The organism is Actinoallomurus bryophytorum (assembly GCF_006716425.1).
Taxonomy (GTDB): domain Bacteria; phylum Actinomycetota; class Actinomycetes; order Streptosporangiales; family Streptosporangiaceae; genus Actinoallomurus; species Actinoallomurus bryophytorum.
This window is the reverse complement of the sequence record NZ_VFOZ01000001.1, coordinates 6,359,777-6,379,430: the sequence shown is the minus strand read 5'-3', so window position 1 is coordinate 6,379,430 and position 19,654 is coordinate 6,359,777. Positions and strand designations below refer to the sequence as shown.

20 protein-coding genes and 1 pseudogene are annotated in these 19,654 nt (G+C 71.6%); 10 read left to right on the top strand and 11 right to left on the bottom strand.

Annotated features, from left to right (window positions below; all coding sequences use genetic code 11):
• Positions 1–4: 4 nt before the first annotated feature.
• Both FB559_RS29860 and ligD read right to left on the bottom strand, forming a co-directional pair.
• Entirely contained in the window at positions 5–589 is a 585-nt protein-coding gene (locus FB559_RS29860) for a TetR/AcrR family transcriptional regulator (protein ID WP_246122608.1), read from the bottom strand.
• A gap of 109 nt (positions 590–698) precedes the next feature.
• Complete coding sequence (gene ligD / locus FB559_RS29855; protein ID WP_141959826.1) at positions 699–1,910, bottom strand: non-homologous end-joining DNA ligase; 1,212 nt, start codon at positions 1,908–1,910, stop codon at positions 699–701.
• A gap of 185 nt (positions 1,911–2,095) precedes the next feature.
• On the opposite strand from ligD, the gene FB559_RS29850 reads away from it, so the two are divergent.
• Complete coding sequence (locus FB559_RS29850) at positions 2,096–2,998, top strand: alpha/beta fold hydrolase (protein ID WP_141959824.1); 903 nt, start codon at positions 2,096–2,098, stop codon at positions 2,996–2,998.
• A 24-nt stretch (positions 2,999–3,022) separates the two neighbouring features.
• The gene (locus tag FB559_RS29845) at positions 3,023–3,604 is read left to right on the top strand and encodes a hypothetical protein (RefSeq protein WP_141959822.1); all 582 of its coding nucleotides are present in this window, start codon (positions 3,023–3,025) and stop codon (positions 3,602–3,604) included.
• On the opposite strand, the gene FB559_RS29840 is transcribed toward FB559_RS29845, so the two are convergent.
• Positions 3,592–4,416 carry a dienelactone hydrolase family protein gene (locus tag FB559_RS29840; protein ID WP_141959820.1) on the bottom strand — a complete coding sequence of 275 codons (825 nt, stop codon included), beginning with the start codon at positions 4,414–4,416 and terminating at the stop codon, positions 3,592–3,594. The two genes, FB559_RS29845 and FB559_RS29840, sit on opposite strands and share 13 nt — an antisense overlap.
• On the bottom strand, positions 4,413–4,832 hold the full coding sequence (locus FB559_RS29835) for a nitroreductase family deazaflavin-dependent oxidoreductase (RefSeq protein WP_141959818.1): 420 nt from the start codon (positions 4,830–4,832) through the stop codon (positions 4,413–4,415). Before FB559_RS29835 ends, FB559_RS29840 begins: the two co-directional genes overlap by 4 nt.
• A gap of 181 nt (positions 4,833–5,013) precedes the next feature.
• On the opposite strand from FB559_RS29835, the gene FB559_RS29830 reads away from it, so the two are divergent.
• Both FB559_RS29830 and FB559_RS29825 read left to right on the top strand, forming a co-directional pair.
• Entirely contained in the window at positions 5,014–5,478 is a 465-nt protein-coding gene (locus FB559_RS29830) for a nucleoside deaminase (RefSeq protein ID WP_141959816.1), read from the top strand.
• Between the two features lie 39 nt (positions 5,479–5,517).
• Entirely contained in the window at positions 5,518–6,483 is a 966-nt protein-coding gene (locus FB559_RS29825) for an acyltransferase domain-containing protein (RefSeq protein ID WP_141959814.1), read from the top strand.
• 2 nt (positions 6,484–6,485) lie between these two features.
• Here the strand turns inward: FB559_RS29825 and FB559_RS29820 are convergent, their stop codons facing one another.
• Positions 6,486–7,466, bottom strand: coding sequence for a DUF5954 family protein (locus tag FB559_RS29820; RefSeq protein WP_141959812.1), 981 nt, complete (start codon positions 7,464–7,466; stop codon positions 6,486–6,488).
• Positions 7,467–7,778: 312 nt separating this feature from the next.
• Between FB559_RS29820 and FB559_RS29810 the strand changes: the two are divergent.
• The 5 genes and pseudogenes from FB559_RS29810 to FB559_RS29790 form a co-directional block, all read left to right on the top strand.
• Positions 7,779–8,417: pseudogene (locus FB559_RS29810) on the top strand (ATP-binding cassette domain-containing protein); the annotation flags it as partial.
• Between the two features lie 104 nt (positions 8,418–8,521).
• Positions 8,522–9,280, top strand: a complete 759-nt coding sequence (locus FB559_RS29805) for an ABC transporter permease (protein WP_141959810.1) — start codon at positions 8,522–8,524, stop codon at positions 9,278–9,280.
• A gap of 111 nt (positions 9,281–9,391) precedes the next feature.
• Positions 9,392–10,210, top strand: a complete 819-nt coding sequence (locus FB559_RS29800; protein WP_221640233.1) for an ABC transporter ATP-binding protein — start codon at positions 9,392–9,394, stop codon at positions 10,208–10,210.
• A 9-nt stretch (positions 10,211–10,219) separates the two neighbouring features.
• Positions 10,220–10,981, top strand: a complete 762-nt coding sequence (locus FB559_RS29795; RefSeq protein WP_141959806.1) for an ABC transporter permease — start codon at positions 10,220–10,222, stop codon at positions 10,979–10,981.
• Between the two features lie 44 nt (positions 10,982–11,025).
• Positions 11,026–11,817: a MerR family transcriptional regulator gene (locus FB559_RS29790; RefSeq protein ID WP_141959804.1), complete on the top strand. Its 792-nt coding sequence runs from the start codon at positions 11,026–11,028 to the stop codon at positions 11,815–11,817.
• Positions 11,818–11,861: 44 nt separating this feature from the next.
• On the opposite strand, the gene FB559_RS29785 is transcribed toward FB559_RS29790, so the two are convergent.
• The 4 genes from FB559_RS29785 to FB559_RS29770 form a co-directional block, all read right to left on the bottom strand.
• Positions 11,862–12,509: an SRPBCC family protein gene (locus FB559_RS29785; protein ID WP_141959802.1), complete on the bottom strand. Its 648-nt coding sequence runs from the start codon at positions 12,507–12,509 to the stop codon at positions 11,862–11,864.
• Positions 12,502–12,861, bottom strand: coding sequence for an ArsR/SmtB family transcription factor (locus tag FB559_RS29780; protein WP_141959800.1), 360 nt, complete (start codon positions 12,859–12,861; stop codon positions 12,502–12,504). The genes FB559_RS29785 and FB559_RS29780 overlap by 8 nt, the downstream gene beginning before the upstream one ends.
• Positions 12,862–12,928: 67 nt before the next feature.
• Positions 12,929–16,036: an alpha-mannosidase gene (locus FB559_RS29775; RefSeq protein ID WP_141959798.1), complete on the bottom strand. Its 3,108-nt coding sequence runs from the start codon at positions 16,034–16,036 to the stop codon at positions 12,929–12,931.
• Entirely contained in the window at positions 16,036–17,391 is a 1,356-nt protein-coding gene (locus FB559_RS29770) for a 6-phospho-beta-glucosidase (protein ID WP_185792456.1), read from the bottom strand. Before FB559_RS29770 ends, FB559_RS29775 begins: the two co-directional genes overlap by 1 nt.
• 154 nt (positions 17,392–17,545) lie before the next feature.
• Here FB559_RS29770 and FB559_RS29765 point away from each other — a divergent pair, with 154 nt between their 5' ends.
• Positions 17,546–18,157 carry a TetR family transcriptional regulator C-terminal domain-containing protein gene (locus FB559_RS29765; protein ID WP_141959796.1) on the top strand — a complete coding sequence of 204 codons (612 nt, stop codon included), beginning with the start codon at positions 17,546–17,548 and terminating at the stop codon, positions 18,155–18,157.
• Positions 18,158–18,163: 6 nt separating this feature from the next.
• On the opposite strand, the gene FB559_RS29760 is transcribed toward FB559_RS29765, so the two are convergent.
• Positions 18,164–18,448: a MoaD/ThiS family protein gene (locus FB559_RS29760; RefSeq protein ID WP_246122170.1), complete on the bottom strand. Its 285-nt coding sequence runs from the start codon at positions 18,446–18,448 to the stop codon at positions 18,164–18,166.
• An 8-nt stretch (positions 18,449–18,456) separates the two neighbouring features.
• Positions 18,457–19,572 (bottom strand): WD40/YVTN/BNR-like repeat-containing protein, encoded by a 1,116-nt coding sequence (locus FB559_RS29755; RefSeq protein ID WP_141959792.1) that lies wholly within the window; start codon positions 19,570–19,572, stop codon positions 18,457–18,459.
• Positions 19,573–19,654 lie beyond the last annotated feature (82 nt).

The following is a 19,654-nucleotide window of genomic DNA, read 5'->3' as shown; positions in this document are numbered from 1 at the left end:
ATCGTCAAGCGCCGGCTCCCTCCATGAGGTGGGAGTCGATCACCTGGTGCAGGGCGGCGGGAATCTCGGCCGCGCTGGACCGGCCCGTCTTGGCCAGCAGGATCATGCCCTGGAACTGGGCGATCAGGATCCGGGCCAGCAGGTCGGGATCCGCGCCCGCCCGCAGGGCGTGCTGTGCGGCGGCGTCGCGGCAGATCGCGGCGAGGCGCCCCTCCCACTCGGCGAACATGGTGGCCAGGTGTTCGTGGAGGGCGTCATCGGTGGTCGCGAGCTCGGCGGCCAGGTTGCCGAACGGGCAGCCGACCACCTTGCCGAACCGCCGCTCGAAGCCCTGCTGGATCTCACCGACCGCGTCCGCGATCGCGTGGAGGCGCTCCACCGGGCTGCCCTCGCCCTCGGTCGCGCCCGCCTCGTCGAGCCGCGCCCACAGCGCGAGGGCGTGGCGGTCGATCACGGCCTTGGCGAGCTCGGACTTGGAGCGGAAGAAGTAGTAGAAACTGCCCTTGCGAACGTCCGCGGCCGCACACAGCTCGTCCACGCCGACCGCCTGGTAACTGCGAGCCAGGAACAGCCGGGCCGCGGTGCGCACCAACCGCCCTCGGGCATCCTCCGAATGACCCACCCGCCGAACATCCCGGATAGTTGACCGGTCTGTCAACCAGGTCGCTGACTTGTTATCACCACGGGTACTACCGTGCTCAGCCGCCCGTCGACGGGGCGTTCGCCCAGGGGTCGTAGTCGACCTCCAGGGGCTCCTGCGGAGGGCGTTCGTCGTCCGGCACGTGCTGGAGGTTGACCCGGATCCGGTACCAGACCGAGCTTCGGCCGCGCATCCCGTCGGTCAGGATGTCGGCGGGCTGAAGGTGGCGGACCACGTCCGGGTGCCGCGCCTTCCAGCGGTCCAGGCCTTCGACCGCCTCGTCCTTGGTCTTGGCGCGCGCGATCTCGATGAGCGGCATCGTGGACTGGCGACGGCCGGTCCCCTTGGGCGGCTTCTCCGCCGGGCCGAGGCGTTCGGCCAGGTCGAGGAGGGGTTCGAGCGAACCCGCGGTGCCCTCGATGTCGGCCCACGGGTCGCCGGCCTCGGCGAAGCGCTCCAGGACCGCCGTCAGCGTGTAATCCCCGGGGCGGCAGTCCGGCACCTCCGCCCAGGTGAGCGGGGTGGAGACGCGGGCGTCCTCGCTCGGGCGCACGGAGTAGGCCGAGGCGATCGTACGGTCCTTGGCATTCTGGTTGAAGTCCACGAACACGCCCTGCCGCTCCTCCTTCCACCACCTGCTGGTGGCGAGGTCGGGGGCGCGGTTCTCGACCTCACGCGCCACGGTCTCGGCCGCGAGGCGCACCTCGCGGTAGGGCCAGTGCGGGTCGATGCGCGTGTAGATGTGGAACCCGCGTGAGCCCGAGGTCTTGGGCCACGCGGTCAGGCCGTGATCCTCCAGGACCTCCTTGGCCACCAGGGCGACCTCGACGATCTGCCCCCACGGAATGCCGGGCACGGGGTCGAGGTCGATCCGCAGCTCGTCGGGGTGGTCGAGGTCCTCGGCCAGCACCGGGTGGGGGTTGAGGTCGACGCAGCCGAGGTTGACCACCCAGGCCAGCTGGGCGGCGTCGCGTACGACGACCTCGTCGGCCGAGCGTCCCGAGGCGTAGCGCAGCTGCGCCACCTCGACCCAGTCCGGCCGGCTGGCGGGCGCGCGCTTCTGGAAGAAGGCCTCCTCGTGGATCCCCTTGACGAAGCGTTTGAGGATCATCGGTCGGCCCCGGACGCCACGCAGCGCGCCGTCCGCGACGGCCAGGTAGTAGCGCACCAGGTCGAGCTTGGTGTGCCCGGCCGACGCGAAGACCATCTTGTCCGGGTTGGTGACGGTCACCTCGCGCCCGGCGACCTCTATCACCCGCGACTTCGACATGCCATCACGATAGATCGTTTTCCGCGCGAACAGAATGCACAGGCCCAGGTCAGCTGCGCCCGGCCGCCTGCCGTCCGCGGGCACCGTGACCGCCCGGGGATGCCTCTATTATACCAAATAAAATGGCTTGAATTCCCTATTATTGCAATTACAAAATGGCGTTTGAATTTGCTACGTTGACGGCCATGAATTCTGTCGAGGCATTCGTCACCTCCGGCGGGCTCCGCTTGTGGACCGAGCGGTTCGGTGAGCCGGGCGACCCGGCGGTACTGCTGGTCATGGGCACGTCCGCGCAGGGGATCGGCTGGCCGGAAGAGCTGGTCGAGGCGCTCGTCGAGGGCGGGCGGCAGGTGATCCGCTATGACCACCGGGACACGGGCCGGTCCGACTGTGTGGACTTCGCCGCACGCCCCTACACGCTCGCGGACATGGCCGGCGACGCGACGGCCGTGCTCGACGGGCACGGCATCGCCGCCGCCCATGTCACCGGGGCCTCCCTGGGCGGTGCGATCGGTCAGTGGCTGGCGGTTCATCGCCCCGGACGCGTCCTCACCCTCACCGCGATCATGACCGGGCCGATGGGCCACGACGCCGGCCCCGCCTGGGCGCGTGCCCTGAAGGGACGGGCCCCCGACCCCGGCGACCTGCCGCCGCCTTCGCCGCGGTTCCTCGAACATCTCGGGTGGCTGGCGCGGGCACCGCGGGCGACGCGAGAGGACGTGGTCGCGGCGGACCTGGAGACCTGGCGGGTGCTGAACGGCACCGCGCTGCCCTTCGACGAGCCGGCCGCGCGGCGGTTCGTCGAGGTCTCCTACGAGCGGGCGAGCGACTACGCCGCCGCGGCGCAGCACGACCCGGCCGGCCGGCGGATGACCGGCGACCGGCTCGTCCCGCTCTCCTCGATCACGGCGCCGACGCTGCTCGTCCACGGCACCGCGGACCCGCTGAGGCCGCCGCCGCACGGCGAGGCCCTCGCCGCCGCGATCCCCGGCGCTCGGCTGCGCACGGTCGACGGCATGGGACACGGGTTCTTCTCCCCCGGCCTGCCCCGCCGGGTCGCCGGCCTCGTCCTGGAGCACACGGGGTGAGGTCCCCCTGGTTTGATTCACCTCATGAAGGGGTTCGCCAGGCGTGAGTTCCAACTGGTCCTGCTGCGCCGCATGGCCGACTACCAGCCCGACCTCGTCGTCGCGGCGATGCGCTCACTGGACGCCTCGCGTACCGAGATGCGGCAGGTGAACGCCCGATGGCAGCGCATCCTGCGCTCATCGCGGTTCCCCGGCGGCGAGCGCAGGCTCCGCATGGTGCTCGGGCCGCCCGCGGACGGCGCGGACCGGCGGCTGGGCGACGTGACCTGCCGTACCGACCAGTGGGACCTGCCGCTCTGGCCGGACCTGAGGTTCGAGGCCCTCATCGGCCCGGACGGGACGGTCCTGCACGAATGGCTGGTCCGGCCGGAGGGGTCGCCGACGCCGCGCCTGGAGAGCGTCGCGGACCTGACCCCATGGTCGTGCGTGGTCAGTGACGTGGCCGAACGCTTCGCGCCGGCCGGCCACCAGGCCGACACCCTCCCGAGCCGGTGGCAGGTCACGTTCTCGGCACCCGACGCGCGCCCGTACGTCGCCCACTTCGTCTGGGGCCTGCTGCAGGCCGTCGAGGCTTCTGCCGACCCTCCCCGGACTCAGACGGCGTGATCGCCGCGGCCGGCCGGGAGGAGCCGCTCGGTCAGGAACCCGACGACGCGTTCGCGCGCGGCGAGGGCGGGGTGGCCGGGCTCCTCGCGTACCTCTTCGGTCAGTACGGAGTGGGCGGACTTCTTGAAACCGGCGGCGTTGCCCGGCGAGGAGTCCAGCTCGATGACCTCGAAGGCGTCTCCGAGACGCTCGCGCAGGGTGGCGAACCGGTCGGGCGGGCAGGCGCGGTCACCGCTGAAGCGCAGGCCGAGGACGCACAGGTTCGACCCCTTCGTACGGCCGGCCACGGTCGCGAACTCCTCCTCCGACACGCCGGGGTCGCGGCGGCGGCCCGAGCCGAGCGGCAGCGGCACCGACGGCTGGCTGAGCACCGGGGCGAGGACGACCTCGTCGACGGCGGCGGCCAGGGCGAACCCGCCCGTGAAGCACATGCCGATGACGCCGACCCCAGGCCCCGGGGTACGGGAGGCGAGGTCACGGGCGAACGCCCGCAGGTAGTCCGCGACGGGCCGGCGGGCGCCGACGCCGAAGGCGCGGAACTCCGCGGAGACGCACAGCCGGGCGAGCACTCCCCCGATGTAGCCGCCCGAGACGGCGCGGCCCGGCGTACCGAAGAGAGAGGGCATGGCCACCGTGAAACCCCGCTCGACCAGATGGTCCGCCAGCCCGAGCACCTCCGGGGAGATCCCGGGAATCTCCGGGACGAGAACGACGCCGGGACCTTCACCCTTCTCGTACACGTCGTGGGTGATCCCCGCGTCCGTGAAGGGGGTGATCTGCCAGCCGGTGAGGTCCGAGGTCGGCGCGCTCACGTTGACTCTCCTTGGTGTCGATGGGGTCCCCGATCGGCGTCCGCGGGCCGCAGCGCCATGAACTCGGTGGCGCCCAGCCGTTTCAGCGCCCAGCGGACGACGGCCGGAATGTCGCTCCGCGAGTCGTTCTCATAGACCCTCGGCTCGACCAGGCGAACGCCGCGCCCGCGGGTCCGCAGGTCACATCCGCCGGCGGCCAGGACGTTCTTCACCCAGTCGGAGTCCGAGCCGTACGGCAGCGCGAGCACGTAGAGCTCACCGTCGCGGAAGACCATGACCGGAGTGCGGTACGGGCGCCCGGAGCGACGGCCGCGGTGGTGCACGGCGCCGAAGCCGGGCAGCGCCGGGAGGGTCGGGCCGAGGAGGCGATTGGCGAACACCCTGTTGAACCGGGCCAACCGTCTCCGGATCGACATGACACGGCTCCCTGTTCGGACCGGCGAGGACCAGACGGCAATCATGCCGTCACCGGGCGGTGAGGCGCTACTGTCCCGTGCCGGTGACGCCCGGCGGTTCTCCCCGTGGCGGCCTCGCCGCGCGCGGGACGCCGGGCGGAACGGCGCGTCGGCTCCCGGCCTCATCGGCGATAGTGGGGAGATGACCAGCGACACCGTGGATCCCGCCGTGATGTTGGACGTCGCCCTGGAGGAGGCACGCGCCGGGTACGCCGAGGGCGGCATCCCCGTCGGTGCCGCGTTGTTCTCCGCCGACGGCACCCTGCTCGGGCGGGGACGCAACCGGCGGGTGCAGGACGGCGACCCTTCGACGCACGGTGAGACCGCGGCCTTCCGCGCGGCCGGCCGCCGTCCCTCGTACCGCGACACGACCATGGCCACGACATTGTCCCCCTGCTGGTACTGCAGCGGCCTGATCCTGCAGTTCGGCATCTCCCGCGTGGTCATCGGCGAGGCCCGTACGTTCGAGGGCAGGCACGAGTTCCTGGCCGGGCGCGGCGTCGAGGTCGTCGTCCTCGACAACGCCGAGTGCGCCGAGCTGATGACCGCCTTCATCCGCGAGCAGCCGCGCCTGTGGCAGGAGGACATCGGGGCGGTGGGCGGCTGACGGTGGGACCCAGCGCGGATTCGCACCGATAATCGGGGCATGGACGCGCAGAGTCTCGACGCCGCCGAGGTCGCCGAGCGGCTCCGGCTGCCGGTGGAGCAGGCACACAAGGTCCGGCTGCTCGGTGACGTGCCGCCGGCCGAGCCGCGCCTGCCATCTCGCGCGGCGGCTCCCGAACTCCTGCGGCGGCTGAGCGTCGCACCGGACGACGCGGCCGAGATCCTCGACGGCTGGCCGTCCGCGGAGTGGCCCGCCGAGCTCCGCTGGCTGCTCGAACGCGCCGTCGCGACCGTGCGCGCGGACCTCGGTGGTGCCGACTGGCTCGTGCCCGGTCCGTGGCTGCCGCGCGACCGCGGCCCCGCCTGGCGGCACTTCTACGTCTACGTCTACCTCGCACTGGTCGAGGACGCGCTCGCGTACCACGCGCGGCACGGCATCCCGGAGGCGGTCTCCTGGGCGACGCTCGCCGACCTCGGCCGCAACCTCGCGATCGACCGGCGGATGAACGGCGAGGGCTGGCCGGTCATGCTCGAATGGCTGACGCTGCACGTACGCGGTGGCCTCTACGAACTCGGACGGCTCCAGTACCAGCGCGCGCGGCCGCGGATCGCCCTTGACGAGCTCGACCTGCACATCCCGAGGTCGGGGCCGCTCACCCCGCAGGCCTGCGACGAGTCGTTGCGATGGGCGCGCGACTTCTTCCCGCGGTACTTTCCGCAGGAGAACTACCGCTACGTCACCTGCGGCTCGTGGCTGCTGGACCCGGCGCTCGCCGAGTATCTGCCCGAGGACTCGAACATCGTACGGTTCCAGCGGCGCTTCGAGCCGATGCCGGGCGAGGAGGAAGACGCCGACGAGGAGTTCGTCCGCTTCGTGTACGGGACACTGACGACGCCCCTGGACGGGCTGCCGACGCGGACGGTCCTCCAGCGCGCCGGGGTCGCCCACCTCAGGGCCGGCCGCCACTGGCGGAACGTCACGGGCCGCATCGCGCTGCGGCCCTGACGTCACTCGTCCTCGTCGAGGAGGTCCCAGGTCCGCAGCTCCTCGGTCTCACCGGTGAGCGGTGGGTCCGGATCGTGGTCGGACGGGCGAGGGTGCTCCGGACCGTCGGGTCCGAGGCGTACGGCCGTCTCGACGCGCATGATCCGGAATCGGCGGCCGGCGACCCGTATCTGGTGCAGTCGCTCCCGCTCCAGCCGCTGAGCCGCCTCCCGGTAGGCCTCGAGCTCCTCGTCCGGCGGCGCCAGCAGCACCGGCACGATCTCCCTGAAGTACATGGCCAGCGCGCGGCGGGCGTCGTAGGGGGACGGGGTGGCGTCCGTCTGGGCGGGCCAGTGCCCGTCCTTCTGCTCCGTGACGGCATAGCGCGGGGCCAGCAGCGCGATCTTCGGATGCGTGGTGAGGGCCTTGCGCGCGTCGACGGTGACCTCGGTGGGTACCACCGCGCCCTCGGGCACGGCCTCCCACCGCTCCCCCAGCAGCGCGGCGCCGCCCGGCGTCTCGGCCGGCCCCAGCAGCCCCGCGGTCAGCAGGTCGAAGCCGGCCCGGCCGCCGGTGCGGTCGGTGTCGGAGTCGGTGGATCGCGGCTGCTCGGGGCCGCTCAGCCCGTACCGGTAGAACCGGTCCGCCCGTACGACGCGGAACCTCCGGCCGGCCACCGTCAGCTCGTTGAGACGCTCGCGCTCCAGCAGGGCCGACGCCTCCCAGAACTCCTCACGCGCCGCCTCGGCCGTCGACCTGCGGCGGGCCATGATCCGGAACCACCAGCCGAGGGCGTTGCGCGCGGACTGTGGCGTCTGATCGGTCATCGTGCTCATCAGCCAGCCGGCACCGGTGCGCTCCATCACGCCGTACGTCGGCCCGAACCACAGCAGCGCCGGATGGGTCCGCTGGGCACGTAACGCCTCCAGCCGCGCCGAGCCCGCCACCTCGGCCGTCGACCACGGAAGATCACCGGAAATAGCCGCGCCGTCACTACCCGTCACGACGTCCATAGTGCAGCGTGGCACGCGTGTACCGCAGCGATTCGGGTCAGTACACGCTCAGACCGTACGCACTGAGGATCTCGGTGATCGGCTGGAAGAACGTGCGGCCACCGGAGGCGCAGTTGCCACTGCCTCCCGACAGGAGGCGCGGCAGGTGGTGGCGGTCCGTTCAGAGCGGTCCGGGCGGGGTGGGGTAACCCGAACTCCGGATTCTCGTGACCACACCATCGCCCCGGCGACCGCCGGTCGAAAGCATTGAAGCGTCCGAACCCGCCAGTGAGAGGACGCCAGGTGAGTGACGCAGAGCGGACCATCGAGGTTCGCGGGCTGACCAAGCGCTATCGCTCCACGCTCGCCGTGGACCGGCTCGGTTTCGCGGTACGGCCCGGCGCCGTCACCGGTTTTCTCGGCCCCAATGGCGCCGGCAAGTCGACCACCATGAGGATGATCCTGGGCCTGGACACGCCGGACGCCGGCCAGGCGCGGATCGGCGGGCGCCGTTACCGGGAGCTGCGCCGGCCGCTCCGCGAGGTCGGGGCGCTGCTCGAGGCGAAGGCGTTCCACCCCGGCCGGTCCGCCGTCGCCCATCTGAGGGCGCTGGCGGCCGGCAACGACATCCCGCGGTCGCGGGTGGATGAGGTGCTCGGCCTGGTCGGCCTCACCGAGGCGGCGCACCGGCGGGCGGGGAGGTTCTCGCTCGGCATGGCCCAGCGGCTCGGCGTCGCGACGGCGCTGCTCGGCGACCCGGGCGTGCTGGTGATGGACGAGCCGGTCAACGGCCTGGACCCCGAGGGGATCCGCTGGCTGCGGACCCTGCTGAGGTCGCTGGCCGCCGAGGGCCGCACGGTGTTCGTCTCCAGCCATCTGATCAGTGAGATGGCCCTCACCGCCGACCGGCTCGTGGTGATCGGCGCCGGGCGGCTCGTCGCCGACACGTCGGTCGCCGAACTCTCCGCGTCGTACGGCTCGCTGGAAGAGGCGTTCCTGACGCTGACCTCGGCCAGCACCGAGTACCGCGGCTCGGCCGCTCCCGTCACTCACGAGAGGAAGACCTCATGATCGCCGAACCCGGCACGCTCCGCCGTTTCGCCCAGGCGTCGCGGATGGAGTGGATCAAACTGCGCAGCCTGCGCTCGACGTGGTGGACGCTCGCGGCGACCGTGGCAGGCGCGACCGGCATCGCGGTCGCGGTGGGGGCCAAGACCAAGGACGCGTCCGGCGACCTGACCAACAACGTGCTGGCCGGCGTCGCGCCGGGCCTGCTGCTGATCGGTGTTCTCGGCGTGCTCACGATGACGGGCGAGTACTCCTCCGGAATGATCCGCGCGACGCTCGCCGCCGTACCCGGCCGGTCACTCCTGCTGGCCGCCAAGGCGGCGGTCTTCGGCGGGGTGACCCTCGCCGTCGGTGAGGCCACGGCGTTCCTCGCGTTCACGGCCGGCCGGGCCGCGCTGCCCGGCCGGATACCGCCGCCTGCGCTCGGCCAGCCGGGCGTGCTGCGAGCGGTACTGCTGTCCGGCGCGGGAATCGCCCTGGTCGGGCTCTTCGGCCTCGGCCTGGGCGCCGTGATCCGCCACTCGGCCGCCGCACTCGCGGTCTACGCCGGCGTGGTGTTCGTCGGCGGTGAGCTCCTGTTCGCACTCGCCCCGTCGGTCGTGCGGTACGTACCGCTGGCGATCGTCGGCGACTCGCTGGCCGTCTCCCGCGCGGAGGCCGGCACACTGTCGCCGTGGACGGGCCTGGCCGTGCTGTTCCTGTACGCGGCCGTGACCCTGGTCGCGGGCGGCCGGCTTTTCACCCGCCGCGACGCCTGACCAGAGTCGGCGCGGCCAGGGCCCGGTCGCGGTCACCCGGGAATCGGCCGAGTGTGAATTCGCGCTGCGGGCTTGACCTTGACGCTGCGTCAACCCTTCATGCTGGCTGCCATGAGCATCCCCCCAACCGATCAGGTCCCGGGGCCTGCGATCCACGTGCAGGGCTTGGAGAAGTCGTACAAGGAGCTGCGTGTGCTGCGCGGCGTGGACCTCGACGTGGCGCGGGGCAGCATCTTCGCCCTGCTCGGCTCGAACGGGGCGGGCAAGACCACGGTCGTGAAGATCCTGTCCACGCTGCTCAAGGCCGACACCGGGACCGCCCGGGTCAACGGCTTCGATGTCGCGACGCAGGCCGCCGGCGTACGCGAGTCCATCAGTCTCACCGGGCAGTTCGCGGCGGTCGACGAGATCCTCAGCGGCCGGGAGAACCTCGTCCTGGTCGCCAGGTTGAGGCACCTCACGGACCCGGGCGCGATCGCGGACGAGCTGCTGAGGCGCTTCTCGCTGACCGAGGCGGGCGCCCGGAGGGCGGCGACGTACTCCGGTGGGATGCGCCGCCGTCTGGACATCGCGATGAGTCTCATCGGGAGTCCGCCCCTCATCTTCCTCGACGAGCCGACGGCCGGGCTGGACCCGGAGGCGCGCATCGACGTGTGGCAGGCCGTCAAGGAGCTCGCCGAGGGCGGCACGACCGTGCTGCTCACGACTCAGTACCTGGACGAGGCCGAACAGCTCGCCGACCGGATCGCGATCCTCCACCAGGGACGGATCATCGTCAACGGCACCCTGGCCGAGCTCAGACGGCTGCTGCCGCCCGCCAAGGTCGAATACGTCGAGAAGCAGCCCTCCCTCGAAGACGTCTTCTTCGCGGTCGTCGGCGAAGGCGACAAGGACGGCCAGGACCACAAGACCCGGTCGAGCGAGAAGTAAGGGACGACAATGGCCACGCATTTCCTGGGCGACACCGCGGTCCTCACAGGACGGACCATGCGCCACGTCACACGCAGCCTGGACACCATCATCACGACCACGATCACACCGATCGCCATGATGCTGCTGTTCGTCTACGTGTTCGGCGGCGCGATCGACACCGGGACGCTCTCGTATGTCAACTACATGCTGCCCGGGATCCTGCTCATCACGATCGCGTCGGGCATCGCCTACACCGCGCTCCGGCTCTTCACGGACATGCAGGGCGGGATCTTCGAGCGCTTCCAGTCCATGCCGATCGCACGATCCTCCGTGCTGTGGGCGCACGTCCTGACCTCCCTGGTCGCCAATGTGATCTCACTCGTGGTCGTCGCCGGCGTCGCCCTGCTCATGGGCTTCCGCTCGGGCGCCGGAGTGCCGGCCTGGCTCGCGGTCGCCGGCATCCTCGTCCTGTTCACCCTGGCGTTGACCTGGATCGCCGTCATCCCCGGCCTCACCGCGAAGTCCGTGGACGGCGCGGGCGCGTTCTCCTACCCGCTCATCTTCCTGCCGTTCATCAGCTCGGCCTTCGTGCCCACGGGCACCATGCCGGGCCCGGTTCGCGCCTTCGCCGAACACCAGCCGGTGACCTCCATCGTCAACGCGATCCGCGACCTGTTCGCCCAGCGGCCGGTCGGCACCGGCATCTGGACCGCCCTCGCCTGGTGCGTCGGCATCCTCATCGTCGCCTACGCCTTCGCCGGCATCTCCTACCGTCGAAAGGTCTCCTGAGCCGGCGTCGGCCAGGTCCGGGCGAGTCGAGGGCAGGACAGAACATGCTGACGATCGGTCAACTCGCGGCGTACGTCGGCGTCACGGCGCGGGCGGTTCGGCACTATCACCAGATCGGGCTCCTGCCCGAGCCGGAACGGGACGCTTCGGGTTACCGGCGGTACGGGCCGACGGCGGTCTTGTCCCTCATCAAGATCCGCACTCTCGCCGACGCCGGCGTACCGCTGTCTCAGATCGGTCAGATGCTCGAAGCCGACGCATCGACCTTCGCCGAAGCGGTCCAGCGGATCGACAGCCGGCTACGCGACGAGATCGAACGGCTGGAGACCAGCCGCGAACACATCGCGCAGCTCGCCGCCTTGGAAAGTCTGGCGCTCCCACCGGAGGTGATCCCCTATCTCGATCGGCTTCGGGAGATCGGGGTGTCAGAGCGGATGGTGGAGGGCGAGCGGGCCGGGTGGATCCTGCTTGCGGCTCGCTGGCCCGACCGCATCGGCGCGTTGATGCCCGGGAAGTTCGCGCAGCTCGAGGACCCGCGAGTCGTCCGGCTCTATCGGGTCCTGTCGGAGATCTACGAAAGCGACGCGAGCGACGACCCGCGTCTGGAAGAGGCCGCCGACATCATGGCCGGCCTCGCCGAGGAGGCATACGCCTCCGGGGAGATGGACTTCGGCGAGGCGGCACACGACGATCTGCCGTTCGACCTCATGGACACACTGGTCGTCGAGTCCGACCCGCGGGCGGCGCGGCTGCTGGACCTGATGCGCGAACGCGGCTGGGCCCGCTGGACCCGGATGGAGCGGCTGCCGGAGCCGCCGGCCGGCCCCCAGGCGTAGCGTCGCGACCCACTGAGACCCGCGTCATGCTCGGCACCACTCGTCTAGACGGTGTCCTCGGACGGGGGGACCGCGGTGTAGGCGGCGATGGTGCGGTCGGCCGCCGCACGCGCGGCGGGCTCGTCCGCGCCCGCGGCGACGTCGGCCTCGTACCAGCGCTCGCTGCTGAGGGTCATGAATCGCCGGCCCTCCTCCGACGCGCCCCACGCCGCGCCCTCCTGCGGGTCGACGGCCTTGCCGGATGACAGGTGCAGGACCAGCCCCACGACCGCCATGTCCCAGCCGATGCCGACCGCGCCCGGTCCGAACTCGGCCCAGTGCTCGTCGACGTGCGCGGTGTGCTCGAGCTCGAACCGCGTACCGCCGTCCGGCTCGGGGGTGAGACGGACCTCGAGCCAGCTCGTCATCCCGCCGAACTCCCACGTGGTGGCGTAACTCTTCGGCGGGTCGCACCGCTCGACCGTGCCGCCCGCGTTGCCCTCGATCTGGAACCGCCCGCCCAGGCGCAGGTCGCCCGTGACGGGCAGGAACCAGCGGGGGATGCGCTCCGGGTCGGTGCAGGCGTCCCAGACGTCCTCGACGGTCGCGTCGTAGGTCTGGGAGATCGTGACGGTACGGGCCTCGCCGGCCTCCAGGACGCGCTTGCCGACCGTACGGCGGACGGCATTGATCTGCTCGGTGACGTCAATCATCGCTTTCACCTCTGTTCTCCGGCTCGCGGCGGCGTTGGCGCCTGCCCCGGGCCAGCTCTGTGGCCAGCGCGTCCAGATGCGGGGTCCAGTAATGCCGGAAGCGGTCGAGCCAGGCGTCGACCTCGCGCAGTGGCCCGGAGGCCACCGCGTACAGCCGCCGGGTCCCCTCCGGGCGTACGGTCGCGAAACCGGCCTCGCGCAGCACCTTGAGGTGTTGCGACACGGCCGGCTGGGAGATCCCGAACTCCTCCTGGATGACCGAGCACAGGGCACCGGAGGTCTGCTCGCCGTCGGCGAGCAGCTCCAGGATCCTGCGGCGCACCGGATCACCGAGCACATCGAACGCATGCACGGCCGAACCGTATCGGCGACTACTTATATAAGTCAAAGCCTATACGGTTCGGCCACGCGCGGTGGCGTCATCGGTCCGTACGCAGCCGCAGGGTCAGGACCTGGAACGGGCGCAGCGTCAGCGGCACGCTCCCGTCGTCGGCGATCGTCGCGGACTCCTCGGGCAACGGGCGTTCGAGCAGGTCGGTGACCTCCACCCCGGCGATCGGGAACGAAGCCCGCAGCCGTGTGTGCGCCCGGCCGCCGAGCGACTCGTACACGCGTACGACCACGTCGCCGGAGCGGTCGTCGGCCAGCTTGACCGCCTCGATCGACGCGGCGTCGCCGTCGACGCTCACCAGCGGCGCGGCGACCGGCGCCGAACCGCCCCCGGTCACCCGGAGCGGCAGGTTCAGCGCGTACCCGCCGGCGACGGCGTCGGCCGTGGTCGCGCCGGGCAGCAGGGTGTGCGACATGCGGTGCGGCCCCTGGTCGGCCTCGGGGTCGGGGCTGCGCGGCGCGCGTACGAGGCTGTACCTCGCGGTCGTCGTGGTGCCGCCGTCCGGCCGGGTCGTACGGGTGACGTCGTGGCCGTACGTGGCGTCGTTGACCAGTGCGACTCCGTAGCCCGGCTCGGCCAGGTGGATCCAGCGATGGCAGGCGGTCTCGAACCGGGCCGAGTCCCAGCTGGTGTTCGTGTGCGTCGGCCGGAACACGTGCCCGAACTGGATCTCGGCGGCCGTACGGTCGGCGTGCACGTCGAGCGGGAACGCCATTTTCAGGATCCGCTCCCGCTCGTGCCAGTCGATCGCGGTGTCGATCCGCACTGCGGGGCTGCCGGCGGTGACGGTGATGACCTGCTCGATCCGTGAGTCGCCGAACGTGCGCGTGACCCGGATCGAGGCGACCAGCGGCCCGCGTTCGAGGACGGTCACCTCGTCGGCCTCGGTCAGGTCGGTGTGCTGCCGCCGGTAGTGGCGGTCGATGTCCCAGGCGTCCCAGAGGTTCGGCAGGTCCGTGTGGAGCTGGAGCAGGTTGCCGCGGGAGCCCGGCGCGAGCACCTCGCGGCCGGCCACCAGGTCGCGTACGGAGGCCAGCAGCCCGTCGCCGTCGACCTCCACCCGTACGAGGCCGTTGTCGAGCGTCCCCGAGCCGGTCACGGTGACCGGCGCGGGCGCCGGGGCGGTGCCGGGCTCCGCCGACCCCGATCCCGGGACCGAGACGAACACCGCGCTCGACCCGTCGGCGAGCGCCTGGGCGCCGGGGCCCGCGGTGAGCCCCGAAGGGACGGTCACGACCTCGGCGCGCGCCTGCGGGCTCGTGTTGAACACCCGGCCCGGCCCGTCCTCGCCGGCGAGCGCGGCCGTGGCGGTGCCGATGATGCCTTCCAGCTCCGTACGGACCTTGGCGTAGGTGGCCTCCGCCTCGCGGTGCACCCAGGCGATCGAGCTGCCCGGCAGGATGTCGTGGAACTGGTTCAGCAGCACGGTCTTCCAGAGCCGGTCCAGGTCCTCATAGGGATAGTCGAGCCCGGCGACCTTCGCGGCCGTCGCCGACCACAGCTCGGCCTCCCGCAGCAGGTGCTCGCTGCGCCGGTTGCCCGCCTTCGTCCGTGCCTGCGTCGTGTACGTGGCGCGGTGCAGCTCCAGGTAGAGCTCCCCCGACCAGACCGCCGCGTGCGGGTACTCGGCGCGGGCGGCGGCGAAGAAGTCGTCCGGGTTCTCGACGACGACCTTCGGCGATCCTTCGAGGTCGCGCAGGCGCCGCGCCTTTTCCAGCATTTCCCGGGTGGGGCCGCCACCGCCGTCGCCGTGGCCGAACGGCAGCAGCGACCGGGTCCCGCCGCCCTTGTCGGCGTAGTTGCGCACGGCGTGCGCGAGCTCGCTGCCGTGGAACGTGCCGTTGTAGGTGTCGGCCGGCGGGAAGTGCGTGAAGATCCGGGTGCCGTCGATGCCCTCCCACCAGAACGTGTGATGGGGGAACTTGTTCGTCTGGTTCCACGAGATCTTCTGGGTGAGGAACCACTCGTTGCCGGCCAGCACGGCGAGCTGCGGGTACGCGGCGGTGTAACCGAACGAGTCGGGCAGCCAGACGCCGCGGGTCTCCACCCCGAACTCATCCAGGAAGAACCGCTTGCCGTGGACGAGCTGGCGGGCCAGCGCCTCGCCGCCCGGCAGGTTCCCGTCGGCCTCGACCCACATGCCGCCGACCGGCGCCCACTGCCCGGCCTTGATCGCCTCCCGCATGCGGCCGAAGATCTCCGGATAACGGTCGCGCACCCAGGCGTACTGCTGTGCCTGCGAGCAGGAGAAGACCAGCTCGGGGTAGTCCTTGGCCAGCGCGGTGACGTTCGAGAACGTCCGCGCGGTCTTGCGCTGGGTCTCCCGGAGCGGCCACAGCCAGGCGCTGTCGATGTGCGCGTGGCCGGTGCCGGAGATGGTGTGGGCGCTGGCGTGCGCCGGCCGGGCCAGCACGTCCGCGAGCGCGTTGCGCGCCTGGGCGGCGGTGCCGGCGACGTCTTGGATGTCGAGCCGGTCCAGCATGTGTTCGAGGGCGCGGAGGATCTCGTGGCGACGCGGGTCGCCGGTGTGGAGTTCGTGCATCAGCTCCGACAGCACCTCGATGTCGAGCCGCAGGTGCCAGACGTCCTCGTCGAGCACGGCCAGGTCGGCGGCGCCGAACCGGTAGAGCGGCTCGTCCCCGGCGGTGGCCTTGTCGCCCAGGGGGGTGGGGACGAACCCGCCGCCCAGGACGTCGGGGTTGGCGGCCATCTCGACCAGCAGCCCGACCTGCTCGCCGCCCGAGGCCGGCCGGCCGACCGGGACGTACTGGTTCATCGGCTCGATGCCCTTGACCGGCTTGCCGTCGAGGTCGTACACGAGTGCCTCGGCCTGGAAACCGGGGCCCGCACCGGTGAAGCCGAGATCGAAGATCGCCTCCACGTGGCGGTCCGCCCATTCGGCGGGCACCGTGGCGGTGGCGCGTACCCAGCTCGTCGACCAGGGACGGCCCCACGGCGACCCGGGCTCGAACGGCGCGTACGCGGCGGTGAGCGCCTCGGCGATCGGCACCGGCTCGCCTGGAACGTGCCAGACCTCGAGCGCCATCGGCAACCGTGCCGCGTACGTCGCGGGCACGATGCGTTCGCGCACCACCCGGCCCAGCCGGTCCTCGACCTGCCTGCGATCGTCGTGCATCAGCGATCCGCCTTTCCGCGTAGGTACCCGAGCTGGGGAAAGTCCGTCTCGTAGCGCTCCAGGAGCCGCCGGGCCACGGTCACCGAGTCGACCAGCGGATGGGTCGCCAGGGCACGCAGCGCGGCGGGCCGCGACCCGGTCGTGGCCGCCTCCAGGATCCCGCGCTCCACCGCCTTCACGGAGATGACCAGGCCGAGGGCGTGGTCCGGAAGCGGGTCGGCGGTCACCGGCCGCGCGCCGTTGGCGTCCACGAGGCAGGGCACCTCGACGACGGCGTCGGCGTCCAGGCCGGGCAGCGCGCCGCGGTTGCGCACGTTGAGGATGAGGGTGGTGCGCTCGTCCTGGGCGATCGCGCGCATCAGTGCGAGCGCGACGTTCTCGTACCCGCCGGACTCCAGGTCGCAGGATTCGCGCTCGCCGGCGCCCGCGGCCTCGCGGTTCTCAGCCATGTAGGTGCGCTCGCGGGCCATCCGGGTGGTCTCCCAGGCCTCCAGCGCCGAGCCGGGGCTGTCGGGGGTACGCGCGTAGAAGTCGCGCTGCTGGTCCAGCACGAGCGCGCCGCGACTCCGCGGTGCGGTGCGCAGGGCCGTCACGGCGTCCCGGTTGAAGTAGTAGTAGTGCAGGTACTCGTTCGGGACCGCGCCGATCGCGCGCAGCCACTCGCCCCCGAACAACCGCCCCTCCTCGAACGAGGACAGCGCCGCGTCGTCTTCGAGCAGTCCGGGGAGCACGTCGTGGCCACCGACGCGTACGGCGCGCAGCCAGCCGAGATGGTTGAGGCCCGCGTAGTCGAACCAGGCGCTCGCCGGGTCGACCCCCATGGCGGCGGCGACGCGGCGGCCCATGCCGATCGGGGAGTCGCAGATGCCGATCACCCGGTCGCCGAGGTGGCGCGACATCGCCTCGGTCACCAGGCCGGCCGGGTTGGTGAAGTTGATGACCCAGGCGCCGGGGGCGACGGCGAGGACCCTGCGGGCGATGTCGACCGCGACGGGGACCGTGCGCAGGCCGTACGCGATGCCGCCCGCGCCGACGGTCTCCTGGCCGAGCACGCCCTCCTCCAGGGATGCGCGCTCGTCGGCCGCCCGGCCCTCCAGCCCGCCGACCCGGATCGCGGAGAAGACGAAGTCGGCGCCGGTGAGCGCCTCGTCGAGGTCGGGGGTGACGGTGACGGCCGGAGCGTCGGGATAGGCCGCCGCCTGCTCGGCGAGCACTTGGGCGATCACCGCGGTCCGCGCCGGATCCAGATCGTGCAGGACCACCTCGGTGATGCGGCCCTCGCCGCGGTCGGCCAGCAGGGCTCGGTAGACCAGGGGCACCCGGAAGCCCCCGCCGCCGAGAATGGTCAGTCTCACGCCTGGATCGCCTCCATGCCCGGGGCGATGGCGGTGGTCCCGAAGCACGCGAGCACACTAACTCACGCTCGGTCACCGCCGACAGAGCGCCGGCTCCCCATGATCGGCGTTTCCGTTGACGGGGAACGGCCCGCCCAAAGATCCTTGGGGGATCATGAATTCCGATGCGACGCCTCCGCTGCCCCCGACGGCCGGCCAGAACCTCGACTCCGTACGTCGCCAGGTGGTCGACGCCGCGGGGGAGTTAATGCGCGCCACGGCCGGCACCACCCCTTCGGGTGCCGCCCCGGGCCAGGGCTATGTCGCGGACGCCTCCGGCCAGTCCGCGATGACCCTCTACCTCGCCCTGCTGACCGACCGTCTCCCGGTCTACGCGCGCACGATGATCAATTTGCAGGGCCAGGTCGGTGAGGCGAACGTCGAGCAGAACCTGCTGCCGGTCGCCCAGGCGACGATCCAGTTCTACTGCGAGATCCTCGCCGCGAAGGTGAGCGTCTTCACCAAGCCGGACCAGTTGCTCCAGCTGCGGCGTGTGTTGAAATCCAACAATCTCGGCCCGCACGCCGCGCACGAGAGAGTCGCCGCCTACCTGGACCAGGAACGCAAGCTGGGCCGGGTCGCGGCCGACGTCGACTGCGACGCCTCCGCGCGGCTGCTCATCGGCGCCTGCGTCAACTACGCGTTCACGAAGATGCTCCTGGACGACGTCGAGCCGAGCGAGGTCTTCGTCGAGCAGGCCGTACGGGGCCTGCGGATCGCTCCCTGACCCCGCTCAGCCGCCGGCCATGGCGCCCACCACGAGGAAGGGCTCGCTCCCGGCCGCGACCGCCCGTGGCAGGGGGGTGTCCGGCGCGTCGTGGGACAGGTCCCGTTCGCAGGCGTAGAAGCGGATGAACGCCCGGCGCCGTCCCGTCCCCTGATCGCGGATCGTGCCGCGCAGCATCGGGAAGCGCGCCTCGACCGCGTCGAGGACCGAGCTCTGGGTGATCTCCCCCGCGACCTCGAGTTCGACCTCGCCGCCGACCCCGGCGAGCGTCCGCAGATGCGCCGGGAGCACGACGCGGATCATGACAGGGTCTGGACTTCGACGGACAGGACGGCGGGCAGGTCGCGCACGATGGGCGCCCAGGTGTCGCCGGCGTCCGGAGAGACGTACACCTGCCCGCCGGTCGTGCCGAAGTACACGCCGCAGGACTCGAGCGAGTCGACGGCCATCGCGTCGCGCAGCACGTTGACGTAGCAGTCACTCTGCGGCAGGCCGTTGGTCAGCGGCTCCCAGTCGTTCCCGCCGGTGCGGCTGCGGTACACGCGCAGCCGTCCCTCGGGCGGATAGTGCTCCGCGTCGCTCTTGATCGGCACGACGTAGATCGTCTCCGGCTCGTGCGCGTGGACGGCGATCGGGAACCCGAAGTCCGACGGCAGGTCACCGCTGACCTCGCGCCACGAGTCGCCTCCGTCATCGCTGCGCATCACGTCCCAGTGCTTCTGCATGAACAGCACCTCGGGGCGCGAGGGGTGCATGGCGATGCGGTGCACGCAGTGCCCGACCTCGGCCCCGGGATCCGGGATGCCCTCCGAGCGCAGGCCCTGGTTGACGGGCTGCCAGGTCGTGCCCGCGTCGTCGGTGCGGAACACGCCCGCGGCGGAGATGGCGGCGTACATGCGGCCGGGGTCGGTCGGGTGCAGCACGATCGTGTGCAGGCACATCCCGCCGGCGCCGGGCTGCCAGGACGGGCCGGAGCCGTGCTCGCGCAGGCCGGGCAGCTCCTGCCAGCTCTGCCCGCCGTCCGCGGAGCGGAACAGGGCCGCGTCCTCGACGCCGGCGTAGATCGTGTCCGGATCGGTGGCCGACGGCTCGAGATGCCAGACCCGTGCGAACTCCCAGGGATGCGGCGTGCCGTCGTACCACTGGTGGGTGCCGGGGACACCTTCGTAGCTGAACTCGTTGCCGACCGGGGTCCAGGTCAGGCCGCCGTCGTCGGAGCGCTGGATCAGCTGCCCGAACCAGCCGGTGGACTGCGCGGCGTACAGGCGGGACGGCTCGGCCGGCGACCCCGTGAAGTGGTACACCTCCCAGCCGCCGAAGTGGGGGCGGCTGACGTCCCATTTCGCCCGTCGTTCGTCCGACGTCAGAATGAAGGCGCCCTTGCGCGTGCCGACCAGTACGCGTACCCCGCTCATGCCCTGCTCCTCGTGTGCGGTGTTCGTCGATTGTGACTCGTCAGGGGGTAGGACCGGCCCGGATCGGAGAACTCATCGCACC